The 26,094-nt window shown below is 37.8% G+C and carries 26 protein-coding genes; 7 read left to right on the top strand and 19 right to left on the bottom strand.

The annotated features are described in order from the left end of the window. Nucleotides 1-59 precede the first annotated feature (59 nt). Together J7E57_RS19775 and J7E57_RS19780 are read right to left on the bottom strand one after the other, a co-directional pair. Nucleotides 60-995, bottom strand: coding sequence for a rhodanese-related sulfurtransferase (locus tag J7E57_RS19775; RefSeq protein ID WP_215131304.1), 936 nt, complete (start codon nucleotides 993-995; stop codon nucleotides 60-62). A 181-nt stretch (nucleotides 996-1,176) separates the two neighbouring features. Then, complete coding sequence (locus J7E57_RS19780; RefSeq protein WP_215131302.1) at nucleotides 1,177-3,624, bottom strand: DUF5686 and carboxypeptidase regulatory-like domain-containing protein; 2,448 nt, start codon at nucleotides 3,622-3,624, stop codon at nucleotides 1,177-1,179. 248 nt (nucleotides 3,625-3,872) lie between these two features. Between J7E57_RS19780 and kbl the strand changes: the two genes are divergently transcribed. The 4 genes from kbl to J7E57_RS19800 all read left to right on the top strand — a co-directional run bounded on the left by kbl (nucleotide 3,873) and on the right by J7E57_RS19800 (nucleotide 7,234). Continuing rightward, the gene (gene kbl / locus J7E57_RS19785; protein WP_215131300.1) at nucleotides 3,873-5,060 is read left to right on the top strand and encodes a glycine C-acetyltransferase; all 1,188 of its coding nucleotides are present in this window, start codon (nucleotides 3,873-3,875) and stop codon (nucleotides 5,058-5,060) included. 146 nt (nucleotides 5,061-5,206) lie between these two features. Then, complete coding sequence (gene pheS / locus J7E57_RS19790) at nucleotides 5,207-6,247, top strand: phenylalanine--tRNA ligase subunit alpha (protein ID WP_215131298.1); 1,041 nt, start codon at nucleotides 5,207-5,209, stop codon at nucleotides 6,245-6,247. Next, a complete protein-coding gene (locus J7E57_RS19795) occupies nucleotides 6,247-6,657 on the top strand; it encodes a hypothetical protein (protein WP_215131296.1) in 411 nt (136 codons plus the stop codon). The genes pheS and J7E57_RS19795 overlap by 1 nt, the downstream gene beginning before the upstream one ends. 1 nt (nucleotide 6,658) lies before the next feature. Further along, the gene (locus tag J7E57_RS19800) at nucleotides 6,659-7,234 is read left to right on the top strand and encodes a TetR/AcrR family transcriptional regulator (protein ID WP_029274048.1); all 576 of its coding nucleotides are present in this window, start codon (nucleotides 6,659-6,661) and stop codon (nucleotides 7,232-7,234) included. A 255-nt stretch (nucleotides 7,235-7,489) separates the two neighbouring features. Here J7E57_RS19800 and J7E57_RS19805 read toward each other — a convergent pair whose 3' ends face one another. The 6 genes from J7E57_RS19805 to carA form a co-directional block, all read right to left on the bottom strand. Next, the gene (locus tag J7E57_RS19805; RefSeq protein WP_215131294.1) at nucleotides 7,490-8,173 is read right to left on the bottom strand and encodes an XAC2610-related protein; all 684 of its coding nucleotides are present in this window, start codon (nucleotides 8,171-8,173) and stop codon (nucleotides 7,490-7,492) included. A gap of 55 nt (nucleotides 8,174-8,228) precedes the next feature. Then, nucleotides 8,229-9,185 carry a Fic family protein gene (locus tag J7E57_RS19810; RefSeq protein ID WP_215131292.1) on the bottom strand — a complete coding sequence of 319 codons (957 nt, stop codon included), beginning with the start codon at nucleotides 9,183-9,185 and terminating at the stop codon, nucleotides 8,229-8,231. Nucleotides 9,186-9,298: 113 nt separating this feature from the next. After that, nucleotides 9,299-10,420 (bottom strand): ABC transporter permease, encoded by a 1,122-nt coding sequence (locus J7E57_RS19815; protein ID WP_215131290.1) that lies wholly within the window; start codon nucleotides 10,418-10,420, stop codon nucleotides 9,299-9,301. A gap of 75 nt (nucleotides 10,421-10,495) precedes the next feature. Beyond that, nucleotides 10,496-11,260, bottom strand: coding sequence for an ABC transporter ATP-binding protein (locus J7E57_RS19820; protein WP_215131288.1), 765 nt, complete (start codon nucleotides 11,258-11,260; stop codon nucleotides 10,496-10,498). Between the two features lie 96 nt (nucleotides 11,261-11,356). Next, nucleotides 11,357-12,217 (bottom strand): hypothetical protein, encoded by an 861-nt coding sequence (locus J7E57_RS19825; RefSeq protein WP_215131286.1) that lies wholly within the window; start codon nucleotides 12,215-12,217, stop codon nucleotides 11,357-11,359. Between the two features lie 75 nt (nucleotides 12,218-12,292). Further along, nucleotides 12,293-13,405, bottom strand: a complete 1,113-nt coding sequence (gene carA, locus J7E57_RS19830; RefSeq protein ID WP_215131284.1) for a glutamine-hydrolyzing carbamoyl-phosphate synthase small subunit — start codon at nucleotides 13,403-13,405, stop codon at nucleotides 12,293-12,295. Nucleotides 13,406-13,683: 278 nt separating this feature from the next. On the opposite strand from carA, the gene panB reads away from it, so the two are divergent. The 3 genes from panB (at nucleotide 13,684) to J7E57_RS19845 (ending at nucleotide 15,873) form a co-directional block, all read left to right on the top strand. Next, nucleotides 13,684-14,499: a 3-methyl-2-oxobutanoate hydroxymethyltransferase gene (gene panB / locus J7E57_RS19835; RefSeq protein ID WP_057932746.1), complete on the top strand. Its 816-nt coding sequence runs from the start codon at nucleotides 13,684-13,686 to the stop codon at nucleotides 14,497-14,499. A 144-nt stretch (nucleotides 14,500-14,643) separates the two neighbouring features. Further along, nucleotides 14,644-15,330: an RluA family pseudouridine synthase gene (locus J7E57_RS19840; protein WP_108198402.1), complete on the top strand. Its 687-nt coding sequence runs from the start codon at nucleotides 14,644-14,646 to the stop codon at nucleotides 15,328-15,330. A 114-nt stretch (nucleotides 15,331-15,444) separates the two neighbouring features. Then, nucleotides 15,445-15,873 (top strand): hypothetical protein, encoded by a 429-nt coding sequence (locus tag J7E57_RS19845; protein WP_215131282.1) that lies wholly within the window; start codon nucleotides 15,445-15,447, stop codon nucleotides 15,871-15,873. A gap of 107 nt (nucleotides 15,874-15,980) precedes the next feature. Here the strand turns inward: J7E57_RS19845 and J7E57_RS19850 are convergent, their stop codons facing one another. The 11 genes from J7E57_RS19850 to J7E57_RS19900 all read right to left on the bottom strand — a co-directional run bounded on the left by J7E57_RS19850 (nucleotide 15,981) and on the right by J7E57_RS19900 (nucleotide 26,093). Then, nucleotides 15,981-16,457, bottom strand: a complete 477-nt coding sequence (locus tag J7E57_RS19850) for a hypothetical protein (RefSeq protein WP_215131280.1) — start codon at nucleotides 16,455-16,457, stop codon at nucleotides 15,981-15,983. A gap of 135 nt (nucleotides 16,458-16,592) precedes the next feature. Next, nucleotides 16,593-17,897, bottom strand: a complete 1,305-nt coding sequence (locus J7E57_RS19855) for a sensor histidine kinase (protein ID WP_215131278.1) — start codon at nucleotides 17,895-17,897, stop codon at nucleotides 16,593-16,595. Nucleotides 17,898-17,981: 84 nt separating this feature from the next. Continuing rightward, nucleotides 17,982-18,659, bottom strand: coding sequence for a response regulator transcription factor (locus J7E57_RS19860; RefSeq protein WP_215131276.1), 678 nt, complete (start codon nucleotides 18,657-18,659; stop codon nucleotides 17,982-17,984). A gap of 57 nt (nucleotides 18,660-18,716) precedes the next feature. After that, nucleotides 18,717-19,907 (bottom strand): aspartate aminotransferase family protein, encoded by a 1,191-nt coding sequence (locus J7E57_RS19865; protein WP_215131274.1) that lies wholly within the window; start codon nucleotides 19,905-19,907, stop codon nucleotides 18,717-18,719. Between the two features lie 70 nt (nucleotides 19,908-19,977). Then, nucleotides 19,978-20,418 carry a hypothetical protein gene (locus tag J7E57_RS19870; RefSeq protein WP_215131272.1) on the bottom strand — a complete coding sequence of 147 codons (441 nt, stop codon included), beginning with the start codon at nucleotides 20,416-20,418 and terminating at the stop codon, nucleotides 19,978-19,980. A gap of 7 nt (nucleotides 20,419-20,425) precedes the next feature. Further along, a complete protein-coding gene (locus J7E57_RS19875; protein ID WP_215131270.1) occupies nucleotides 20,426-21,082 on the bottom strand; it encodes a hypothetical protein in 657 nt (218 codons plus the stop codon). Between the two features lie 33 nt (nucleotides 21,083-21,115). Beyond that, nucleotides 21,116-21,676 (bottom strand): RNA polymerase sigma factor, encoded by a 561-nt coding sequence (locus J7E57_RS19880; protein ID WP_215131268.1) that lies wholly within the window; start codon nucleotides 21,674-21,676, stop codon nucleotides 21,116-21,118. A 92-nt stretch (nucleotides 21,677-21,768) separates the two neighbouring features. Beyond that, nucleotides 21,769-22,725: a transketolase family protein gene (locus J7E57_RS19885; protein ID WP_029274068.1), complete on the bottom strand. Its 957-nt coding sequence runs from the start codon at nucleotides 22,723-22,725 to the stop codon at nucleotides 21,769-21,771. A gap of 89 nt (nucleotides 22,726-22,814) precedes the next feature. Beyond that, nucleotides 22,815-23,660, bottom strand: coding sequence for a transketolase (locus tag J7E57_RS19890; protein WP_215131266.1), 846 nt, complete (start codon nucleotides 23,658-23,660; stop codon nucleotides 22,815-22,817). Between the two features lie 57 nt (nucleotides 23,661-23,717). After that, nucleotides 23,718-24,182 (bottom strand): thioredoxin-dependent thiol peroxidase, encoded by a 465-nt coding sequence (bcp, locus tag J7E57_RS19895; protein WP_215131265.1) that lies wholly within the window; start codon nucleotides 24,180-24,182, stop codon nucleotides 23,718-23,720. A 177-nt stretch (nucleotides 24,183-24,359) separates the two neighbouring features. Beyond that, nucleotides 24,360-26,093: a M23 family metallopeptidase gene (locus J7E57_RS19900; protein WP_215131263.1), complete on the bottom strand. Its 1,734-nt coding sequence runs from the start codon at nucleotides 26,091-26,093 to the stop codon at nucleotides 24,360-24,362. Nucleotide 26,094: the final 1 nt, after the last annotated feature.

Below are 26,094 nucleotides of genomic sequence, written 5' to 3' on the forward strand. Positions count from 1 at the left end.
GATGTTATAATCCCCACAATTGGAACTCATCAATCAACTACGAACTATCAACCCGAAACCTAGCTTTTCACTGCTACCGGCTGCGGAACCTTTACATAATAGCCTGTACCATCGTAAGGGCGTTTCCGTGGATTGGTAGTGCACTCCACTGAGCAACAGCCCTGAAGCTGATCGCCGCATTCATCGCATTGGGTAATGTGCTCATTACATTCCGGATTGGCGCAGTTAATCATTTTAGGGGTAGTTTTACCACAGTTATAACAAACTGAAACAATGGTAGGGTTTACCGCATTTACATCAACAGCAATGCGGTTGTCGAAAACATAACACTTACCTTCAAAATCCTTTCCACCGGCTTCTTTTCCATATTTAATAATGCCACCATGTAATTGGTAAACATCGTTAAAGCCATGGTGTAAAAGCAAGGCAGAAGCTTTTTCGCATTTAATACCTCCGGTACAATAGGTTAATATTTTCTTGTCTTTATATTGGGCAAGTTGATTAATCTGTTCAGGGAAATCGCGGAAATTCTCGATATCGAGTGTTAATGCATTTTTAAATTTACCAAGATTGTGCTCATAATTGGAGCGGACATCCAGGATAATTACATCCTCATCATCTTTCATTTTCATGAAATCTACAGGCTCTAAATGTTTGCCTGTTTTTTCATTCGGATTAATAATCGAGGTGTCTCTTAAACCAGAATGAACAATTTCTGATTTATAACGACAATGCATCTTAAGGAATGAAGGCTCTTCAACGTTATCTATTTTAAATTCTGTTTTTGCAAACCTTTCATCGGCATGTATAGCTTTCATATAAGCGTCGCAAGCCCCAACCGTACCAGAAACAGTGCCGTTTAAACCTTCATCAGCAACGATAATACGGCCAACTAAACCTAATGATTTACAAAATTTAAGGTGATCGGCAGCAAATTGTTCTGCCTCTGCTATGTAACTATAGCAATAGTAAAGTAATGTCTGATATTTTTCCATAACGCTGTTGATACCGTTGCAAACGGCGTTTAAAGCGGGGCAAAGATAGTGAAAAAAAGTAGAAGGTAGAAGGTAAGGTGGAAGGTTTTTAACTCCTGATTTCAGAATCTTCCCTTTTTAGGAAAACAGCCAAAATTGGCTGAGTATACCTTACGCCTTATACCCTACGCCTTAAACCTTATTATAAGGTGTAAGCTATTCTAAATCCTTGTGTTAATTTGCGGGCACCATCGTACGCGAAGCCATAACTGGCTCTTAACACCAAACGTTGGATACCAAAATAAAATTCTTTATAATTTCGCTTTTCAGGAGAAGACAGATAACCACCTCCAATAAATTCTTCCAACTTAGCCTTACGTAATAACGGAACCTTATTCATGAAAAAGCCTGCGAAATTATGCTCTAAATGCGCTTCGAAATATTGTTGATTAGTACTGAACTGGTAAAAATCTAAATATTGAAACTTCCGCAAATTAGGAGGGAAGATGGTAGAGATGTTACCTGCGAAATGTTTAAAGTCAGGGTAATACATTTTATCATTATTAAGAAATTTGCCTACACCTGCTAAAAATGAAGTATAACCCCATAATCCCAATCCGATCCTATCCTGAGAAACCTCAAGTTTTACAAAATCATAATCAACATCACTGTTTAACACGCCTTTAAACCCTTTTTTATACAATAAAGTCATCTTTGGGAATTTAGATTCGGTGTAAAACTTGCCATCCGGACGGGTAATGTATTTCTGTCCAATAGTATAAGTTAAGCTTGCAGTTGCACTAAACGAGTTGTAGGTTGGGAAAAGTGGTGTTTCTGTTGCCGGACTAAATGGATTGTTCGAAGTAAACTCCCTGTCCTTTGCATCAATAAACTTGAATGTTGAGTTATTACTTAAATTTTTGTTTCTACTATAATCTACACTTACACTTCCCTGAAGGCCGCTTGCCAGTTCTCTGGTTGTATTAATGTTAATAAAACTCTTCTCATAAAATTTCGAGAAGTTTTTTTCGTAAAGTAACGAGTTAATGGTATTGCCTAGTGCAGTCATTGAGCCCAGATTGTTTAGGTCAAAAATGCCATTTCCGAACGATGCACCTATACTGGCCCTTTTAAGCGGATTGTAATAGTAACTTCCGGTTAAACTTCCGGTAAGTTTTTGGTTGGCAAAACCATACCTCAGTTCGGGCCGGATAGAATAAGATCTTCTATTCTCGAAATCCTTTCTGTACGTAACCGCATATTTTACCGCAAAACCTTCTACAGTGTTGTAAAATATGGCTTTAAGTACCGGATCGAAAGACCAGTATTCCTTATCATAGCGATCGTTAACACTATATCCTCTTAACAGCAATTTGCCGATACCAAACTTATTGTTGTCTTTTTCAAGTGAATCGAGATACTTTTTCGATTCCTTTAATTTAGCAATACTATCTTTTTTAACGTAATTAAGCTTTTCATCACCTGTTAAAGGAATCGGCCTATTGTTTGTCCAGTAGGTAGAGTCTTTTTTGTTCACCATTTCAGTTATTTTCAATATTTCGCCATTGAAAAAGTTTTTAGGAAACTTAGGGTCAACATTGTAATTGCTATAAATACCTACATAATAACCTGCAATTTTAAAGCCCAGTACGTTCCCTGCAAATTGAAAATTAATAGCGGTAGGCATATAAATATCCTTAACCTTGGTAAACTGCTGACTGATGTTTAAGGTATCTATAAAATTGATCCCAGCGTTTTTGGTTAGGTAAACATCAGTATTATATATTCTCCAACTGTCATCAATAATATAGATGATCCCTCTAAATACTGGATCATTTTCACGGCGGGGAATAACCTGGATTTTGTGGATCAATTCTCCATTTTCTTTGGTTTCGCCAAGTAATTTGTATTTATAATAAAATAAGGCATTATCTGCAATTGGAGAGATGAAACCCCTCGCACTTAATTTGTTTTCAAGCAGATAATTATCGTAAAAATTAATGATAAGATCAGATGCTTTGTTAAAACTAAAAGAATTGTTTCTTCCCGCAACTTTTGATGAAATCATCTCCTCATGAACATCATTAGGCCTTCTGAAATTGAACTTACTCTGTGATTCTGATAAATAAATGATGCCCTTTCTGTTCGTATCAAGCTCTAAAATTTTTTGAATATCCCGGCCAAAGAACTTTTTAGGGGCACCTCTTAAACGTTGCACGCCTTTGATATAAACATCACAGCTAAATTCCTTAACTTCATTTAAATGTGTTTTTCTCTGATTAATGGCCTTGCGGATAATGGCATAAGCCGGATCTTCGGCATTTGCCCTGATGTTTACATTTTCTAAAGTATAACTTTCGGATGTTAGGGTTACGTTGAGCGAAATATCGTCGGTAAGGTTGATGATATGTTCCTGCTGTTTGTAGCCCACAGCCCTAAAATTTAGTGTGTATTCTCCCGTTTTTAGCTTCATCGAATATCTCCCATCAACATTTGCAGATGTGCCGGTAGTGGTGTTTTTTAAATAAACCGATGCAAAAGGAACAGGCTGCCCGTTGGTATCTTTAACTATACCCGTGATGGTAAATTGTTGAGCAAAAACAAAATTGGTGAGGCCACAAAAAAATAGGAGCGCGCAAATTCTTATCATAAATTAGATTAGTAAGCTATAAATATCGAATAACTTTTAAGACTATACATATAGGCATGTGTTAAAGTTTGTTAAGTTGAAAAAAAAATGGGATAATATTAATTTTTTTCAGAATAATATAAACCTAATCACCATTAGCCAACTAATCAAACGTTTGTCTCTAAAGTATGTTGTTAAAATTGCCTTTTTAGGTCTGTAAAGACTTTTTTTTATAACTTTGGGCGTAAAATTAACCATATAAAAAGGCCATGTATAAAACATTACAACCTGTTCTTCAGAAAGAACTTGAAGAAATCGAAAACGCTGGATTATTTAAACGCGAAAGAATTATTATTACCCCTCAGGGTGCCGACATTAAAGTAAGTGGCGGTGCTGAAGTAGTTAACTTTTGCGCAAATAATTATTTAGGGCTCTCTTCTCATCCAAAGGTGATAGAAGCGGCTAAAAAAGCGATCGACGATCATGGTTATGGAATGTCTTCGGTACGTTTTATCTGTGGCACACAAGATGTACACAAAGAATTGGAAGCTAAAATTTCTAAATTTTTAGGTACAGAAGATACCATTTTGTATGCTGCTGCATTTGATGCCAATGGCGGTGTTTTTGAGCCATTATTTAATGCAGAAGACGCCATTATTTCTGATGAATTAAATCATGCATCAATTATCGACGGTGTTCGGTTGTGTAAAGCACAACGTTTTCGTTATAAAAATGCAGATATGGAAGATCTGGAAAAACAGTTGATTGCTGCCAAAGATTGCAGACATAGAATCATTGTTACCGATGGTGCCTTCTCTATGGATGGATCGGTTGCTCCGCTGGATAAAATTGCAGATCTGGCCGATAAATATGAGGCCTTGATTATGATCGATGAATCGCACTGTACAGGTTTTATCGGTAAAAATGGCCGCGGAACACACGAACACTTCAGCGTAATGGATCGTATCGATATCATTACCGGTACTTTAGGTAAAGCTTTAGGTGGTGCATCTGGCGGTTTTACTTCAGGTAAAAAAGAAATCGTTGATATGTTACGTCAACGTTCACGTCCTTATTTGTTCTCTAATACCTTAGCACCAGCAATTGCAGGTGCATCTATCGCAGTATTAGATATGTTAAGTGAAACCACGTCGTTAAGAGATAAATTAGAAAATAATACGAAGTATTTCCGTGAAAAAATGACTGCAGCTGGTTTCGATATTAAACCAGGTTTCCATCCAATTGTTCCGGTAATGTTGTACGATGCAAAAATTGCACAACAATTTGCTGCTAAAATGTTAGAAGAAGGTATTTATGTAATCGGGTTCTTTTATCCTGTTGTGCCTCAAGGTAAAGCGAGAATCCGTGTACAATTATCAGCCGGACATGAGCAACATCACTTAGATAAAGCGATTGCCGCATTTACTAAGGTAGGAAAAGAATTGGGTGTAATTTAAAACCTATATATCTACGATAACTATAAAAGCCGCTTAAGCGGCTTTTATAGTTATCGGTTCATTTTCTTTTATAATGGTATTGTAAACAGATTATTTGAACTCATTACCCCTAAAATTATTGGATAATTTGCCGTATATTTGAAGCCATGTTACAGGACAAAATAACACAATATACCGATAAAATTAATGCTTTCGTAACTGAAAAAGCAGACGAGTTAGAGCAATTCCGCATCAAATATTTAGGAAGTAAAGGCGTAATCAAAGAGATTTTCGACGAATTCAAATCTGTTTCTGTTGAAGAAAAAAGATCGTTAGGTAAAGTTTTAAATGAGTTTAAGCAACTTGCCGAATCAAAATACCTCACCTTAAAAGAATCTACGGAAAGTGCTGAGGTGAAAACTGAAAACGCGCAACAGGATTTAACTTTACCCGGTGAAGGTTTCGAGATTGGCTCACGCCATCCTTTAGCTTTAGTGCGCCGTGAAATTGTAGAGATTTTTGCTAAACTTGGTTTTACAGTAGCAGAAGGTCCTGAAATTGAAGATGATTGGCATAACTTCTCTGCACTGAACTTCCCCGAAGAGCATCCTGCAAGAGATATGCAAGATACTTTCTTCATAAAAAAGGGTGGAGAAAAAGGCGATATCGCACTGCGTACGCATACTTCTTCCGTTCAGGTACGCATGATGGAGCAGGGCCAACCGCCGTTCAGGGCAATTATGCCAGGCCGCGTTTACCGTAACGAGGCTATTTCTGCACGTGCACACTGCTTTTTTCATCAGGTAGAAGGTTTGTATGTTGATGAAAATGTTTCATTTGCCGATTTAAAGCAAACTTTATTTTATTTCGTTCAGGAATTATACGGAGAAGGTACAAAAGTGCGTTTCCGTCCATCATATTTTCCTTTTACAGAGCCATCTGCAGAGATGGATATTTCATGTACCATTTGTAAAGGAGCAGGTTGCCAATTTTGTAAATACAGCGGTTGGGTAGAGATTTTGGGCTGCGGTATGGTAGATCCCAATGTTTTGGAAAATTGTGGTATCGATTCGAAAAAATACAGCGGTTTTGCATTTGGAATGGGAATAGAACGTATTACCAACCTGAAATACGAAATTAAAGATCTGCGTTTGTTCTCTGAAAACGATGTACGTTTCTTGAAGCAATTTAAATCTGCTTTAATTTAATGATGAAGTATTTATATAGCATATTGTTTGTACTCTTGATTGCCACAGCTTGTGGTAAAGATGAAGGTTACATTCCTGATGTGCCGGTAAATTATAATGTAACACTTCAAGAGTTTTCCATTAAACAAAAAGATAATGTTATGTTAGTTGATGACCGGGGTGTTGGCGGTTTAATTATTGTGAGGATATCATCCAACAATTATGTCGTATTTGATCGTTGCAGTACCGTAAATCCAGAGAAAATTTGTAAAGTAGTGCCTGATGACAGTGGGTTTACCGCAACCGATCCATGTTCGGGCGCAAAATTTTCACTGCTTGACGGAAGTCCACAAAAGGCACCCGCCGAAAGAAGCTTAAAAGCATACAATATTTCGTTGCAGGGCAATACACTATTACACGTAAGCAATTAAAATGGAAGCTGAAAAAATAAAAGAAACAGTAAAAAAGGCTGCCAAAGAACTATTTAGAAAATACGGTTATCATAAAACCAGTGTAAACGAAATTGCTAAAAAGGCGCGTATTGCCAAAGCAACAATTTACAAATATTTCGAAAGTAAAGAACAGGTGCTGGATAGTATCCTAATGGATTACCTTGATCAGAATCTTCACGAAATCCTGCATAATAAATTAAGCTATGCATCAGAAGAAGAACATTTAAAAGCATTGGTGATGAAAACCAGCCGTTTATCTTTTACGGCGTGTAACGAATTTATCGGGTGGGATTTTGTTCGTGAAAATGCAAACTCACAGGAATTCTTAAAACATTTGTCAGATCAGCTTGAAGCTTTATTATTAGCTGCTTACCTGCAATTGGATAACTTTAAGAATAATCCTGCCAGAAGAGAAGGATTGGCCTTTCTGCTAAAAGCCAGTAAGAGCATAGTGTTTTCATTTGCATTTACCTCTGTTAGCGATTCTGACGTTCGTAAGAACTTTGTAAGTTTCCAGAAAGAAATATTGCCATTTTTGGTAAAAGCCGCACTTTAAATCCATTAATTTGTATAAGGCGATCGTCATGCTGAATTTATTTCAGCATCTTTCTTGCAATATAGACCCAGAAATAAATTCAGGGTGACGACTCTCGGTCATAACACCACAATATGATCTTAGCATCCCGCTAAGACACTAAAAAATAAACTTATTGGTATGTCGTAACTCGACGCGACCACCAGAAAAAAATAAAAAGCGAACAAACGCAGAAGTCCGTGTTTATCTGTGTGTACCTGTGGTTAAAAATTCGACTTATTGATTGTAATAATCTTTCATCTTAAATTTTTGCACAGTTCTTTTTATTTTTCCATCAACAAGTTTTTGCATAATCACCGTAACATTATCTGCAATACTCGAATCTTCAATTACCGATGAATCTTCGTAAAGCACATTTTTAGTATCATATTTATAATTGATGGTTTTGTCAAAACAGCATCCATCTTTTTGATGAATAGAAACCTGCTTTGTTTTTTTATCAATATCGAACATGCCCAGGTTTTCGCTTGCCATTTTAGTAAGTTCTTTATTCAGTAGAAACTTGTTTTCTTTTGATGATAAATAAATGTTGTAAGATGGACTGGCATAAGCGCCATTATTACCGTTTCTTATCGCAATATCTTCAGAGCCGTCAAAATTAAAATCACCAAAAATTAGAGGTGTTTGGTATTTGCCCAGATCGAGCCATCCAAGTTTGGCATTCTGGGTTTCAGTTAAGCCAAAATCCAAATCTTCAGAATGGAAGGTGTCTACTTCTCTATCTGTGGCCTTATCGTAAATAATAATTGTAGCTTTTCCGCTACAAGCATTACCTTCGCATTTATCAACAAAAATTTTGGCCTTGTATTGGTCAGAGCTGTTATTAGCTAAGAATTTAAACTGTGCTTTTGAAGTATTGGCAATCAATAAAATACTGCAAAAGATAATCAAGCTTTTCATTAAATGTTTTTCGGTAAAATTACATCAATATCAGTCTGTAAAAAGTTAAAAAAGGTTAACGTTTTCTTTTTCGTGTTTTGATATAGCTTTGAACTGCCGATTTTGTGGTAAGCCAATCTCTACCTTCTTTGTAAGCATCTATTTTACCCTGCCTCGCTAACAAACTCACGTACTCTTGTCCATATGGAACATCAGGTTCTGAAACAATATGCGATATTAGTTCGTAATCTCCGTAGGTGTTTCCTGGCAATGCATTTATATAGATGTTTAACGAGCGCTCCAGGGCCTGCAACATTAACAAACAAAGCTTATGGTAATTGCCCTTGTTGGCTTGGTTAAGTGCTTCGTAGTATTTCTTTCTGTCGTTTTTGAGGATAATAGCTGGTGGGAAGCCTTTGCGCATGAGCAGTAAATTCATGGCAAGCCTCACCGTACGGCCATTTCCATCAAAAAAAGGATGAATCCAAACCAATTTATGATGAAAAATGGTAGACAGTAAAATGTCATTTAAGCCTAAAGGATTATCATTAACGAAGCCAACTAATTCATCCAATAGATCAGAAACTTTGTTAGCGTTGGGCGGGGTAAAATTTGCACCAACAATACGAACACCGCCGTTTCTTAGACGGCCTGCATAATCATCTTCAATGCTCCTGAGCACTAAGCCATGAAGCGACAAAATATCGATATTTCTAAGCGCGTAGTTCTTATTGACTATGGTATAGAGGTAATCGATGGCTTTTTCGTGGTTATAGGCTTCAAAATGCTCTCTCAGTGATTTCCCTTTAACGGTCATACCTTCCTGTAAAACCATTTGGGTTTCTTTGAGGCTTAAAGTGTTTCCTTCTATGCTATTGGAGTTGTAAGTCCATTCTAAGGTGAGGTCTTCTTTGATACGGTGTAGCGCGCTATTAGGCAGTGGCCTTGAGGTTTCCAGCCTGGCCTTTTTTTCGTACAACCTATCTAATTGAGGTAGTAGTTCTTCTAAATTGCTTAAATCGAATTCCCACACACCCAAATATAATAAATATCGGTTGGATATAAAAATTTACTTATCCGATATTAAAGATTTTATCCAAAAAATGATAGCAGATTTGCTACCATTTAAAAACCTTCTTTATTTAATTATTCCCATTTAAATACTTTTACCGCAACGGCATAAATACCAATGCCCCAAAGTAATAGGATCATAATTTGGAATTTAACGTCCCACAAACCTAACCCTTCAAAAGCTACTTTGCGCATGGCATCGTTTAAATAGGTGAGTGGTAAGGCTCTGCTAATCGGCTGTAACCAACTTGGGAAAGCCTCAATGGAAAAGAATGTTCCCGATAATAAAAACTGTGGCAGGGTAATAATGTTTGATATTGGAGGTACCATACTTTCGCTTTTGGCAATGCCTGAAATGATAAAACCAAAGCCCATAAAAACAATCACACCAAGTGTAGCCAGCATGAGCATATTGACGACGGTGAGCGCACCATGGACCAGTGTAAAGCCAAAAAAGAAATGACCTATCAAAATGATAAACAACGCACCAATTAAGGCAAAACCAATGCGGGCAATACCTTCGCCGATTACAATGCTTGAACGCCTTACTGGTGTTGCAAAAAAGCGTTTAATAACCAGGGTTTGGCGCAGACTTAAAAAAACGAATGCAGTTCCGAAAACACCCGTGCTTAATAGCGAGAAACCTAACTGCCCAGGAAGTATAAAATCGATGGTTTTATATTCACGGCCTGTAATGGTGCTTTCTTTTATTTCTGCTACTGTTGGTTTTAATGTTTTATCGTAAAAAATATTGTTTAAAACCGATTTTAAAATCCCGCCTTTATCTCTTGATGCGGAGGTGTAAACTACGTTGACCGAATAAGCAGCTGAATTGACTTTTCTGTGAACATCAATCATGGCATCAACATTGCCTTTTTCTAACAGTTTATCAAACTCAGCTTTCGATTTATCTTTAACCAGGCGGATCATTCCTGTTTTTTCCAACATGCCCATTACCGGGTTGTTTACATCAGCGCCTGGTGTTACTCCCACATCGATGCGTGTTCCTCCACCACCTAAAAATCCGAAGACTAAAATAAATATCAAAGGAAAAGCAAGCGTAAATACCACTGCCGATGGGCTCCGCATAATTGACCGGAAACTCGCTTTGGCAAGGGCAAGGGTTGCTGTAAGGTTATTGTAACCCCCAGCCCCTGAAGGGGAGTCTGAATTTCTTTCGTGTATATCTTTTTGCATATTAGTTCTGCTGGATTTTGTTTTTTAAAAAATGTATTAGCACTAGTTTAAAGCTCCCCTTTAGGGGGTGGGGGCTTATTCTCTCCATTCCTGGCCGGTAAGGTTGATGAAAACATCTTCCAGATTGGCCTTTTTAACCTCTTTTTTGCGCTCAAAACCACTGCTCACTAATTTATCTATTAAATTATCAGGAGTATCCAGCGCGATAATCTGTCCGCGTTCTACAAAAGCAACGCGATCGCAAAGTTGTTCAGCCTCGTCCATATAGTGGGTGGTGATTACAACGGTGGTGCCTGCATTACGGATTTCTGTAATCAGATCCCAGAGATTTCTTCTGGCCTGTGGGTCTAAGCCTGTAGTGGGCTCATCCAAAAAAATAATTTTGGGTTGGTTGATTAATGTAGTTGCTATAGAGAAGCGCTGTTTCTGGCCGCCAGAAAGTGCTTTGTATTTGGCTTTGGCCTTATCCTGAAGGTTTACTTTCTCCAGCATTTCCATCGGTTTGATGCTGGCACCATATAAACCAGCAAAAAGTTCGATCAGTTCGATAAGATTCAGATTTGGATAATAACCAGCTGCCTGTAGCTGTACACCGATAATCTGTTTAATATCCTGCGGCTGTTTGTCGACAGAAAAGCCATCAACAATAATTTCGCCCGAGGTTTTATCCCTTAGGGTTTCAATAATTTCGAGGGTAGTGGTTTTTCCGGCGCCATTAGGGCCAAGCAGACCAAAAATCTCATGCTCGTAAACTTCAAAGCTAAGCCCTTGAACGGCCACGAAATCATCGTATTTTTTTACCAGGTTTTTAACGCTGATAATGGCTTTTTTTGTTTCCATATTGCGAATGTAAGCAGCTTTAAATGAATAGAGAATGAATTTGTAGATGGATAACCGAAAATGTCGGTAAAATGATGTTTGTAGTAGGTAAAAACATTAATTGGTGCTCTTTTTGGTTAAAATGATCACATCGCGATCTATCGAGTCTATTTTATAAGTGTTTTTAGCCGTGTTAAAAGCTTCGCCGAAAACAATTTGATCTTTTAGAAAACTAAACTTTCCTTTTGTATTTATACTGTCGGTAGGAATAACATACGATTCTCTATAAGTGCGATCGTATTCCATTCTGTGTTTCCAGGGGTTTTGGTATTCGCGTACCTTTTTCCCCGTAAAGGTTCCATTGGTTTTAAGCGATACCCGGTAGGTAGTTTTTAGATCATATGATTCAGTACTCCACGCGGTGTCTGGTTTCTTTGTCGCGTTAAATTTATAGATTAACCCATATTGTATTTTCTCTATAAATTCCCTGTTGTTTGTTACTGAATTTTGAAGTCTGAAATTGGCATTTGTGCCATAGAGGGTGTCTAAGCTTTTATTCGCGACAAATTTCCAGTCCGCATAAATATAATCTTTAGCGTTAAGTACTTCATTTATTCTTTTTAAGTAAATCGTGTCGATGCTAGCAGTTGCACCCTTTCCCTGTCCGCCACCAAAAGGGTTATGTCCTTCTATTTTGTAACTCAAAAATCCTTCTTTTTTTATAATTTCAGAAAAGTGAAGGGGAGGGGCTTCCATCATGAAGATTTCGGATATGAAAAATTTACTATAACGGAGTTCTTTTAAATAAAACTTACCATTTGCATCTGTAATGGTTTCGCCCACCTTACAGCCAACAACAGGGTTGTTCTGATAATCCAATATAGTGCCTGTAATTGCTGGCCTCGACAATCTGGAAATACAGGAGCTGAACAAACACAATGAAACAGCAATACACGCAATAAAAAGGTTTTTCAACATGTTCTAATTTAAATAAAAAAACACTGCCAATACGATTGAGCAGTGTTTTAATGCTTTAATAAAAAGACTTGTAGTTTACCAGGTTAATTCGCCCTTCATTACATCAACAAAATCGTCGAATAAGTAACGCGAATCGTGTGGACCTGGTGAAGACTCTGGGTGATACTGAACCGAGAATGCCTTTTTGCCTTTAACACGGATACCCTCTATTGATTTATCGTTTAAGTTAATGTGTGTAATCTCTACTTTATCAGAGTTTCTAACCTCATCAGGAATTACACCAAAACCGTGGTTTTGTGAGGTAACTTCGCAGTGGTTTTTGATAATGTTTTTTACCGGATGGTTTAATCCACGGTGACCGTTAAACATTTTCATGGTGCCAATATCATTAGCTTCGGCCAATAACTGGTGACCTAAACAGATCCCGAACATCGGTTTATTTACCGCTAGAATATCTTTGATTGTTTCTACGGCGTAAGGCATCACTGATGGATCGCCAGGACCGTTAGAAATGAAATAACCATCAGGGCTGAATTTTTCCATTTCGGCAAAAGTAGTTTTCGCCGGGAAAACCTGAACGTAGATATCGCGGTTTTCGAAACTGCGCAAAATATTTTTCTTGATACCTAAATCTAAAGCCGCCACTTTTAAGCTCGCTTCAGGGTTGCCATAAAAATAAGGCTCGGTTGTACTTACTTTAGATGAAAGCTCTAGACCTTCCATTGAAGGTACTTCGGCTAATTTTTGTTTTAATTCTTCTAAATCCGTAATCTCAGAAGAAATAATCGCATTCATTGCGCCTTTATCTCTAATGTGGCGAACCAACGCACGTGTGTCGATATCAGAAATGGCAACCAGGTTGTCGTTCTGAAAATAATCCTGAATTGATTCTGTTGCTTCTTTACGGCTATAAACGATGTTGTAATTTTTGCAGACTAAACCAGCAATTTTAATCGAACCAGATTCGATTTCATCTTTGTGGATACCGTAATTACCAATATGCGCATTGGTGGTAACCATTATCTGGCCAAAATAACTTGGATCAGTAAAAATTTCCTGGTAACCTGTCATCCCGGTATTAAAACAAATTTCGCCAGTAGTGGTGCCAATTTTTCCGGCCGCTTTGCCGTAAAAAACTGTGCCATCGGCCAGTAATAAAATCGCAGGTAACTTGGTGTAGTTAGTCATGGTAATTACAATATGGATTTTGATTTAAAAAAGAGTTGAAAAAAGAATGGCTTTCGGCATTAAAGCCGTTTTTGCTGGGTGCAAAAAAAGATGAATATATCCCTTCCATTTCGGGGTACAAAGATAGAGTTTTAGATTGGAAATGTAAAGAGAAAAGTGAAATAAGGTGAAAGGTTTAAGGTGTAGGGCGTAAGGTTGCTCAACAATAAACCTTATGCCTCAAACCTTATACCTTTTTAAAGAAAAAACAATACTTTTGGCAACACAAAACAAATCCCATGTCGGTACATAAAGAAATCAAACGCATCACCACGCACACTTTACAGGAAATGAAGCAACGTGGTGAAAAAATATCTATGTTAACGGCCTACGATTACTCGATGGCTACCATTTTAGATGACGCAGGATTAGACGTTCTACTTGTAGGTGATTCTGCTTCTAATGTAATGGCTGGTCACGAAACAACTTTGCCTATTACGCTAGATCAGATGATTTACCATGCTGCCTCGGTAATCAGAGCAGTTAAACGTGCTTTTGTTGTTGTCGATTTACCTTTTGGCTCTTATCAGGGAAATTCAAAGGAAGCTTTGAACTCAGCGATAAGGATTATGAAAGAATCGGGCGCCCACGGTGTTAAATTGGAAGGCGGCGAAGAAATTATCGAATCGGTTCAACGTATTATCACAGCAGGAATACCTGTAATGGGGCATTTGGGTTTAACACCTCAGTCGATTTATAAATTCGGAACATATACAGTCCGCGCTAAGGAAGAAGAAGAAGCAAATAAGTTAAAAACAGATGTTTTGGCTTTACAGGCTGCGGGCTGTTTTGCTATCGTATTAGAAAAAATTCCTGCTGCTTTAGGTAAAGAAGTTACAGAAAGCTTGAATATCCCAACTATTGGTATTGGTGCCGGACAAGACTGCGACGGCCAGGTTTTGGTTGTAAATGATATGATTGGTTTAACGAAAGGGTTTAAACCACGTTTTTTACGTCAGTATATTAATTTATACGATGAAATTTTGGGCGCAGCACAATCGTACATTCGTGATGTAAAAGCAAACGATTTTCCGAACGAGAAAGAACAGTATTAAGTTTGGGGTTGGGCGTTTTGAGTTTGGGGTTTTTTCAAGCGCAGATAAGCTATCCAACTTTAAACAAATTAACCAATTGACTTTTGCAATAGACGATTTGCTTTGTTAAGTGAACTAATGACGAATGAACCAATAAACTAACCGATGCCAATTACCGATAACGACATCCTTTTTGAAGATAACCATTTAATCGCCATTAATAAAAGGGCAGGTGATATTGTGCAGGTTGATGAAACCGGCGATGAGCCTTTGGATGAACAGGTAAAAAAGTATATCGCTAAAAAGTACAATAAACCCAATGGTGCTTTTTTAGGGGTGGTACACCGTTTAGATCGGCCGGTGAGCGGCGTAATCTTATTTGCTAAAACAAGTAAGGCTTTGGAACGGATGAATGCCGTTTTTAAAAATAGAGAAGTAAAGAAAACCTATTGGGCAGTGGTGAAGAACAAGCCAGAGAAAGAGTCGGCTACATTGATCCATTGGCTGGTTAAAAACCCGCAGAAAAATGTGGTTTCCTATTATAATACAGAGGTTACTGGTAGTCAGCGTGCGGAGCTTTCTTACAAAGTAAAGGCGAAGGTTGGCGATTATTACCTCTTAGAGGTAGATCCCTTAACCGGACGTTCGCACCAGATCAGGGTTCAGCTCTCATCAATGGGGTGCCCGATTATGGGTGATAATAAATATGGCTATCCCCGCGGAAGCAGAAAAGGGAGCATTTGCCTACATGCCCGCCGTTTACAGTTTATACACCCGGTTAAAAAAGAACCCGTAAATATATTTGCCAAGCTGCCTGTTGATGGTTTTTGGGAACGCTTCGAAGACTTATAGCACAACAATATTTAATATAATTAAGATATCCGGTCACAATATTTAAGTATTTGATCGGATTTTTTATGATTTGGCATCATATTTCGTCTGTTCAGGACTAAAACCAAATTAGTCATGAAAAACACCATCTTATCTATCGCTGCAGCAGGCTTATTGGCTTCTACATTGGTTTCGTGTGATAGCACTAAAAAAACGGAAACAACCAAAGACTCTAGTGAAATTTCCGCTAATGGAGACACCATTACCAAAATAACGACAAAAACAACTGAAACAGTTAAAACCGATGTTCCAACTTTCTCAAGTGAAGAGGTAAACAAAGGGCTTGCTGAATATGCTAAACTTAAAGACGAATATGTTGCAGCTGTGAAAAGTAAAAATGCTGCAGAAATTAAAGCATTAAGCGATAAATACACGGCTTGGGCAAATCAGGCAACGGGCTGGGCAAGCAAGCTAAAGCCAAATGAAATACAAAAATACTCTGATTATATGCTTAAGTTAAGCGAAGAATGGACGAAAGCAGCGAAGGAAGCAGTAACTAAGTAAAGCTCAAATTATAGGAAATCGTCATTCTCGCTTATGCGGGAATCTTAAAGCACTTTTGTTAGGCATTAAGATTCCCAATCAAGTTGGGACTGACGGTTCTTCGGAATTTATTTACAATCTATTTTGTCAAAAGTCATCAATTCATCAAACTTTAGTTTGCTTAGGTCTTTGAACTTGGTTTCTCCTTTTACTTCCTGTACATCGCCAAATCCCTCTGCTAACTGATCACCCTTTTTCAAAAAAGCCACTTCCCTAATTGATGTTTTGCCTTCAGACTGAAAAGTATAGTTAGCAATTATGGTATCGCCTTTAACAATTCCGGCTATAGTGCCCGCATTTTTATCTTTTTCGTATAAATTATAACCTAGTGTACCTGTTACCTTATCATCCGCTGTTTTTAACGATAGGGTGGCAGTATCTCGGTTTTTAATATATTGGTAGCACCGAATAGAGTCGGGGCTTGCTCCTGTTGCATTGGTTACTATTGTGGAATCTATTTTAGCCTGTGTTTTTTTTGCCGTGCCGCCCTGGCAAGATGCCATCAATAAAGCGGCTGCTCCTAGTATTGGGATAATGTTTTTCATTAGGATATATTCTTTTTTTATTATTAAGCAAAGCCCCTGCCAAAAAGATTCATTAACCTGTACCCATCTTTACATCGGAAATGAAGCTATCCTAAATATATGAGCTATGTGATAGCCTTATCAGGGAAGTTTCATTTAAAAAAACAACGAAATGCTGGTTCCTTTGTGTTCGTCAGATTTAATATCAATCTCTATTTTATGAAACCGGGCTATACTTTGCACAATGGCCAGCCCCAGACCAAAGCCGTTTTCTTCGGTATTTCCTCTTTTAAACCGATCGAAAGCATGTTCTACAAGTGCCACGCTCATACCAGATCCGGTATCGCTGATGGTGAGGATATATTTTTCAGCTTCGGTTTTATCTGTTATGGCAATGGTACCCCCTTCAATATTATACTTTATTGCATTATTGATGATATTGATTAAAAGGGTATGTATCAGCGCTTTATTTCCAGTAAAATGAAAATCCTTTGAAAGGTGAGCATTATAACTGATATTTTTATCTGCTATTCGATCTTCCAGATCTTCATATATATCATCGATTTCCTGTTTGAGGCTAATTTCTTCGGTTTTTAGATACTGATTGTTTTCTACCTTCGAAATGAGCAATAAGCTGTTGATAATTACCTTTAAGCGGTTTAACGTTTTTAAAGAGGCGTAGATTTTGTTTTCATGCTCTACCGGAATATCTGGTGTGTTGAGCATATTTTCGAAGCGCGTACTTAAAATTGAAATGGGGGTAAGCAGTTCATGCGAAACGTTAGCTATAAACTGCTTTTCTAAAGCAAAAAGCGTATTTATTTTACGCATTAAAGAGTTTATGCTATTATCAAGGATTTTAAAATCACTGGTACTGGTAGGGATATTCTGGTAATTGTAATGGGAAGGATCATCAACCAAGTTGATTTTTTTGTCGATAATGCGATAAAATGGCTTGAGTAAAAAGTTAGAGAAGGTAAAATCGGCAACCAGGGTTATGAGCAACGCTGCAACGAGTACAATGAGCATATAAAAGCGGATCGAATTTTTAATCGATTGGAGCGCTGTCATCGTTTCCCCAATTTCTAGGTTGTACCAGTTTGTATGGTAAGAGAATTTATAGTTTAAAATGCGGTATACTTCAATATCGCCCTCTATCTCTCTTTTTTCGGTAAATACCTTCGCGGTAGAATCTTTTTGATTGTCGGGTATATCCGTTAACACAATAAATTCTTCCTTTAAAATATTGTAGTCGGTAAATGATTGTTCTTTGTTTAAAAGGCTGTCGATCTCATTATCATTTAAATTTTTGATGATTTTATTCTTCTTTTTGATTAAACGGTTATCAAGTTGGTTGTAGGCAAGTCTGTCTAACGAGAATAAAATGATAGCCCCCAACACCAAGATGATGGCGATTTTGGTTACTGCATTGTATAAGGAAAACTTAACCTGTAACTTCATTTTATTTAATGGTTCATTGGTTCAATTGCCATTGGTTCGTTGGTAGATGGACGCTTAACTTCTGACTTCCCACTTCCCGACTCTTTAGCAATTAATCCTATAGCCAATACTCCTTACGGTTTCAAACCAATCTGTTACACTCACTGCTGCAAGTTTTTTTCGCAGGTTTTTAACATGAACATCAACAAAGTTGGAATCAGAATTGACTTCTAAAATATCACCCCAAACGTGTTCAGTTAAACTCATTCTAGATACCACGCGGTTTTTGTTCAACACCAAATAGTTAAATATTTCGAATTCCTTTTTGGTGAGGTTTAATCTTTCGTCACCAAATGAAACGGTCCTGTTCTGGATATTGAGCAAAAAATTATGAATGTTTACTTCATTTTTCTCTAACTTATGTTTTCTACGGGTAATGGCATGCATGCGCGCTAAAAGTTCATTTAGCGAAAATGGTTTTGGTAAATAATCGTCTGCGCCTTCATCAAGCCCCTTAATCCGGTCATCTACAGCACTACGGGCGGTTAAGATAATTACAGCATCATCGCGATCTTTCATTGCTTTTAACTGTTTTAAAATTTCAAAACCATCACCATCTGGTAAACCTAAATCGAGTAAAATGAAATCATAATTGTTTACAAATATTTTTTCTTCTGCAGAAGATTTTTTCCAGGCATGCTCTACAATAAATCCTTCTTTGCTCAAGAATTCATCCATTTCAAGCGCCAGGCTTTTTTCATCTTCAACGATTAGTACATTCATTTCAGTTAACAATTATTAGTTTTAATCTCTCAGCTTTTTACGCTACGCGCTTTGCTTTTACCCTGCAACTAAGTTAATATTTTTTAAGATGATCGCACAAGCTTCTTCAATTTCTTCTTTTGTAATAATTAAAGGAGGAGCAATGCGCATAGAATTGCTGCAATGTAAAAACCAGTCTGATAACACACCATCTAAAATGCAGGCATCAATGATTTTTTTATTGATCTCGAAATTTTCAAATTCAACCGCCAGCATTAAACCTTTTCCCCTAATTTCTTTAATGGCAGGATGTTGAAGGAGCAGTTTAAACAATTGTCCTTTTTCTTCTACTTCTTCAACAATATGATCATCAACCAAGGTACGTAAGGTAGCCAACCCAGCAGCACAACAAACCGGATGACCGCCAAAAGTAGTCATATGACCCAAAATTGGGGTATGTGATAATACCGACATAATCTCTAGTGAACTTATAAAAGCCCCAATTGGCATTCCACCACCGATTCCCTTCGCTAGGAGCAGCACATCGGGCACAACATTATAATGCTCGAAAGCAAACATCTTGCCGCTGCGGCCGAAACCAGATTGTATTTCGTCGAAGATTAACAAAGTTCCGGTTTCTGTGCATTTTGTCCCCAAAGCCTGCATGTAGCTTAAATCGGCTACCTGGATTCCGGCTTCACCCTGAATGGGTTCGATAAAAACAGCGGCAATTTCTGAGGTGATTTTTTCGAGATCAGCAATGTTATTATGTTCGATAAAACTTACATGTGGCAAGAACGGGCCGTAGCCGGAGGAATAGAAATCGCTTTCCATTAAACTTTCGGCACCCTGCGTACTCCCGTGGTAAGCATTTTTGCAGGCAATAAATCCTTTACGTCCAGTATAACGTTTAGCTAGTTTCATGGCACCTTCTACAGCTTCAGTTCCTGAGTTTAAAAAGTAGGTGCAGCTTAAGCTTTCGGGTAGGATATCGGCAAGGGCTTTAGCAAAATTTACTTGAGGCGTTTGCACATATTCGCCATAAACCATCAGGTGCATATAGGTTTCTGCTTGCTCTTGAATGGCCTTCACCACCGAAGGATGGCAATGACCAACATTACTTACGCCGATACCGGCAATAAGATCGATGTGTTTTTTGTTTTGGGCATCGTAAATGTAAATTCCTTTTGCCTTTACAAATTCGAGCATAAGCGGCTCAGGAGAGGTTTGTGCATTGTGTTGTAAAAACAACTGACGTTGGGTAAGCATGGCACAAAAGTACGGAAATGAAAGAGTGCTTTAAAACAAAAAAGACCTACATTGCTGTAAGTCTCTTTCTTTATTGCTTTTGGCGGCCTTTAAATCTATTGAGTAACTCTCTTTTAAAACCTTCCTGGGCGCGGTAAAACTTTCCAACAATTTTTATCGGCAATACCGCTTTAAGTTTGTTGTAATATTTTTTATCAAGATTAAGGTCTTTTTGCTTAAAGTCGAATTCGCTGGTAATTAAATTTTGCACCTGTGCATCGGTTAGATTATCAATTTCAGTTGTTTTTCTAAAAGAGATCATTTTCTGCATGCGTTCTTTGCGCAAGGCGTTTTGCTCTGCCTGCATATCGTTATAAATCGGCCAGAAAATTTTAGCCTCTTCTGATGATAGGTCCAGTTTTTGAGTGAAAAAAGCTATTTTAAGTGATTCTATTTCCTCTCCCTTTGGTTTTTGTGCCAACAGGGTTGTGGGTAATAAAAACATTAAAGCAACAAAAAGTAAATTCTTCATTTCTGTATTAATTATTTAGTTCCTGAGATAAATCACTTGATGAGAAATTACTCAAGATGTAGTTTTCCATTTCTGTATCTGACACAGAAGTTGTTTTTGTGGTAGATGATGTTGTGTTCTGAGCTTCTAAATGATCGATGATTGTACTTTCGTCAATATCATATAATAGCTGTTCGTTCATCGCTTCTGCAGATTGTGCTTGCTGAACCGCAGTGGTCGAGCCGTTCTGGTAAAAATAAACACCAAACGAGGCGATTAATAAGAAACAGGCTGCGCTTGCATATTTAACAATATTCCGTCTCCATAGCGGAATAATCTTGACTTCCTTTTTAGGTTCGGATGCTGCAATCCTATCGGCAATTCTACGCTGCAGTGTGTCGAAATAATTTTCGGGTACTGTAAAGGCCTGTTCTGCTTTAGGCATTTCAGACAAGGCAATCCGGATTTGTATGCGCTCTGTTAAATCTTCAAAATAATTCTGCGGAACTTCAAAATTATTGTCACTGGTTTTCTGTTTCAATCCATCTAAAAAGACAGCAGAAAAAATAGCCTCATCACAATTTTCGAAATATCCATCAGGAACGGAGAAAGGATTGCGTTTCCCCATTGCCGCAAGGGCTGGGGCTTCGTTCATCCAATCGTTATTTTCTATATTTTCGTTCATCACAGATATATGATACAATTAAAGTGAAAAGGTTTAATAGTCTATTTCATCATTTGTAATAAAAGCTTCAATTTTTTTTACAGCGATGTGAAATGATGCTTTTAAAGCCCCTACGGAGGTACCTAACACTTCAGAAATCTCTTCATATTTCATATCGTCGAAATATTTCATGTTGAAGATAATCCGTTGTTTTTCAGGTAGGGTAAGGATTGCTTTTTGCAGTTTAAGCTCAAGTTTATCGCCGTTAAAATAAGATGAGGCAACTAAGTTATCGGCAAGCTCGGATGATACTTCATCTAAAGGTGTATTGTTCCGCTGTTTTTGTTTGTTTAAGAAAGTGATGGATTCGTTGGTGGCAATACGGTAAATCCAGGTATAAAGCTGAGAATCGCTCCTAAATTTATCAAGGTTTTTCCAGACTTTAACAAATACTTCTTGTAAAAGATCGTCGCAATCATCGTGGTTTAAAACCAGCCTGCGGATGTGCCAGTATATTTTTTGCTGATATTTTTTCAGCAACAGGTTAAAGGCTTCATTACGCGTGCGCTCAACAGCGAACATTGCAAGAATTTCTGAATCTTCAACTTGTTTCATTTATGATAATTATAAAACCACAAAGACACTAAGTACACAAAGGTTTGGTTATGCTTGGTGTTCTTGGTGTCTTTGTGGTTAAATTTTAAATTTTATTTTTTTCTGCCAATTACTTTTTGAACAGCTTCAACAATGTTTACAGCATCTAAGCCATATTTAGACATTAATTGATCTGGTGTTCCGCTTTCGCCAAAAGTATCGTTAGTGGCTACAAACTCTTGTGGTGTTGGCAATTCTGTAGTTAACAAACGCGCTACACTTTCGCCTAAGCCACCAAATTTATTATGCTCTTCGCAGGTAACCACACAACCAGTTTTTTTAACTGATTTTAAGATGGCTTCGTCATCTAAAGGTTTAATGGTGTGGATATTGATAATTTCAGCATCGATACCCAATTCAGCTAATTTCTCACCGGCTTCGATCGCTTTCCAAACCATATGGCCTGTAGCAATAATGGTAACATCTGTTCCTTCGTTAACCATCCATGCTTTACCGATCTCAAATTTTTGATCTGGATCTGTAAACACAGGGATTACCGGACGACCAAAACGTAAATAAACCGGGCCTTCGTATTCTGCAATGGCCATAGTTGCTGCTTTAGTCTGGTTGTAATCGCAAGGATTGATTACTACCATTCCTGGTAACATTTTCATTAAACCTATATCTTCTAAAATTTGGTGTGTTGCACCATCTTCGCCTAAGGTTAAACCTGCGTGAGATGCACAGATTTTAACGTTTTTATTAGAATAAGCTACTGATTGGCGGATCTGGTCGTAGACGCGGCCTGTAGAAAAGTTGGCAAAAGTACCTGTAAAAGGAATTTTACCACCAATAGTCATGCCAGCTGCAATACCGATCATGTTTGCTTCTGCAATACCAACCTGTGTAAAACGCTCAGGGAAATCTTTAATAAAAGCATCCATTTTAAGCGATCCAACTAAATCGGCACATAATGCAACCACATTTTCGTTTTTCTTTCCCGCCTCATGTAAACCAGCTCCAAAACCCGAACGTGTATCTTTTTTTTCTGTATATGTATATTTTTTCATTTTGTTTTTAGCTATGAGATATGAGATTTTAGACGTGAGATCAGGCGAAAATTCGTCTCAAATCTCATATCTATTGTCTCAAATCTAGTTTAATAGTCCCCTAAAGTTTCTGGTAATTGCGCTAACGCTGCTGCCAACTGCTCATCATTAGGCGCTGTACCGTGCCATTTATGTGTGCCCATCATATAATCTACACCAGCACCCATTTGAGTACTCATTAAATTTAAAATTGGTTTACCTTTTCCGGTTAGTGTTTTAGCATAATGTAAGCCTTCAACGATTGCTTTCATATCGTTACCATCGGTATTGATTACATGCCAGCCAAAAGCTTCGAATTTAGCTTGTAAATCATCTAAGGCAAGAACTTTACTTGTAGGACCATCAATTTGCTGTCCGTTATAATCAACAGATGCAATTAAATGATCTACTTTATTAAAAGGGGCGAACATTGCTGCTTCCCAGTTTTGTCCTTCCTGTAATTCTCCATCACCCAATAAGGCGAAGATGAGAGATTTATCACCGTTTAATTTTTTGGCTAAAGCTGCTCCAATAGCAACTGATAAGCCCTGACCTAAAGATCCTGAAGCAATACGGATACCTGGTAAATGCTCATGGGTAGTGGGGTGGCCTTGTAATCTAGAATCCAGTTTACGGAAAGTTGCCAGTTCACTTTTATCGAAATAACCAGCATGAGCTAGTGTACTGTACCATACCGGAGAAATGTGTCCGTTCGAAAGGAAGAAAAGATCTTCGCCAGCACCTTCCATTGTGAAGTCTGTTTTGTGGTTCAATACTTCAAAATATAAAGCTGTAAAAAAATCTGCACAACCAAGCGAAGCGCCTGGGTGACCTGATTGACATCCGTGAACCATTCTTACGATATCTCTTCTAATTTGAGAGGCAATATCTTCTAGCTCTTTAATTGTATGTTTCATTAAAATAAGAGGTTGTTGTTACATAGCAAAGGTAATATTTTACCCGCTATATCATAATTAGTTATTAATTAAATCGAGTACTTGTTGTGTTGAGTTTTTTGTGTCAACTTTTTTGATGATATGAGCAATTTTTCCATCGCCATCTATAATGAAAGTGGTACGTACCGTACCCATGTATTTTTTGCCGTACATGTTTTTTTCTGCCCAAACACCGTAGTCGTTTACAATTTTCTGGTCGGTATCGGCAAGCAGGGTAAATGGTAAGTTATGCTTGGTAACAAACTTCTGGTGCGATTTTTCGTCATCAACGCTAACACCTAAAACCACAATGCCTTTTGCTTGTAAGCCCTGATAGTTATCCCTGAAATCGCAAGCTTCGGCAGTACAGCCTGGTGTATCATCTTTAGGGTAAAAATACAGAACAACCGTTTTGCCTTGATAATCGCTTAAAGAAACTTCAATGCCGTTTTGATCTTTTGATGTAATTGCCGGTGCCTGATCACCTTCTTTTAACGCTGCCATATTTATAATGATTGAATTTAGAATGTTATATTGATTGAATGCTTAAGATTACACGCAATTTAAACGTTTTAACTTATTATACTGTTCAATTTATGTTAAAAGATGACATTTCTTAGTTTTAATTATGGTTTTGATGCAACTCGATCATAAAACCCTTAAATCTTAAAAATCCTGATCCTATTTAAAGAATGTTACTGTGTATTTTCTGGTGTTTTCTTTCATATCCACTACAACTAATTCCAATATATGCTTTCCAGAAGTTGTTCTTTCGTCAAAGCTATGCCAAAGTGTAGCTGTTTTCGTATCAAATTCCATTAAAGCCCATTTGCCATCGATATAACCATTAAAACTTTTTATCCCTGATAAATTATCACTGATCCTGAAAAATATTTTAGATAAACCGGCCATGTTTTTCCCTTCAGCAATATTTACAGGTACTATCCTTGGTGCAAGGGTATCAATAGCGATATAAAAACTGCCGAAGTTTTTTGGAGTAGCCTTAACATAGTCACTTTCAAAAAACCCACCCTGAGATGTACCGTTGCTATTTACAATTAGGGCTTTGCTTCTTAAGTTTTCCGGAAGATTATCAGCCTTGATCGAGATATCGAAACCGATATGCAGTGGCGTGTACTTATTATGAATCTGATGTACAGCCGACCAGGCATTTCCCGTTGGTTTAGGCAACTTTTTATAAGTGAAATTTAAATTGCTGTACAATGTCCCGACTGGGAAAACCACTTTAATATCATCGGTATTAAACTCATTCACTTTATTATAAGGATAAATTATTCCAGGGGGAATAACCGGCGCTGCAATAGGTGCAGTACCTGCATTTACGGTAAAAGGTAGAACAGACGAGTTCCCTTTCGAATCTGTTATGATGTAGCGCAGCTGATGCGAAGCACCATCGTTAAAATTAATTCTACCGCTATTGACTAAACCGCTATAAATTTTTAAAGGATTACCAGGCTCAACAAAACTTTTCTGGATACTTCTTTTAGTATTTAAGTAGGTAGGATAATCGATATGCGAATTAATGGCTTTACTATCTTCGAAAGCAAAACGTTCAAGAGCAGAAGTGTATACTTTTTTTCCATCTACCTCTAACTGAATGGAATATACGCCATTGGTGCCCGATAAACCATTATGCCGATCGGTTACCACCAGGCCAAAACCAACTTCGCCAGTTAAACTGATGGGGGCTGTGGTTTTGTAACTGCCATTTGCTCCGCTAATGCCAATGGCTTGTTTAGGTGTCGATTCGTTAAAGGTTTTGCCGTTTAAGCGGTACACATATAAACCATGAATAACCGGAGGGATATTGTCTGGTATAACAATCCCGAAAAACTGCGAATTTATGGTCTCTTCTGTTCTGGTATCTCTGATTTCGAAATGCAGATGCGGACCGCCCGAACTACCTCGGTTGCCAGACCAGGCAATAATCTCGCCTTTATGTACGGGAATTAATGTGGCATCGGGAAACTCATCAATCTCAAATGATTTTTTCTCGTATTCAAGGTTTTTAACGATGGTTGCAATTTTGGGAGCAAACCGTTGAAGATGGCCATATACAGTAGTGAAACCATTAGGGTGATTAATGTACAATGCCTGTCCGAAACCACTGTTCTGAACCCTTAACCTCGAAATATAGCCATCTGCAACGGCATAAACAGGGTAACCTTCGCGTTGGTTGGTCCTGAAATCAATTCCAGAATGAAAGTGATTGCCGCGGATTTCGCCAAAAGAACCTGCAAGGGCAGGAGGACTAATATCCAAAGGTTGTCTGAAATCGGTAATAGGGTATTTATTCGTACTATAAATCTGTTGCGCCTGAACAAAAGTTGAAGCAAATAAAAGGCAGATCGAAACCAAAAATTTTAACTTATGCTGGATCGGGTTTTTAATCATT

The organism is Pedobacter sp. ISL-64 (assembly GCF_018613605.1).
Classification (GTDB): Bacteria; Bacteroidota; Bacteroidia; order Sphingobacteriales; family Sphingobacteriaceae; genus Pedobacter.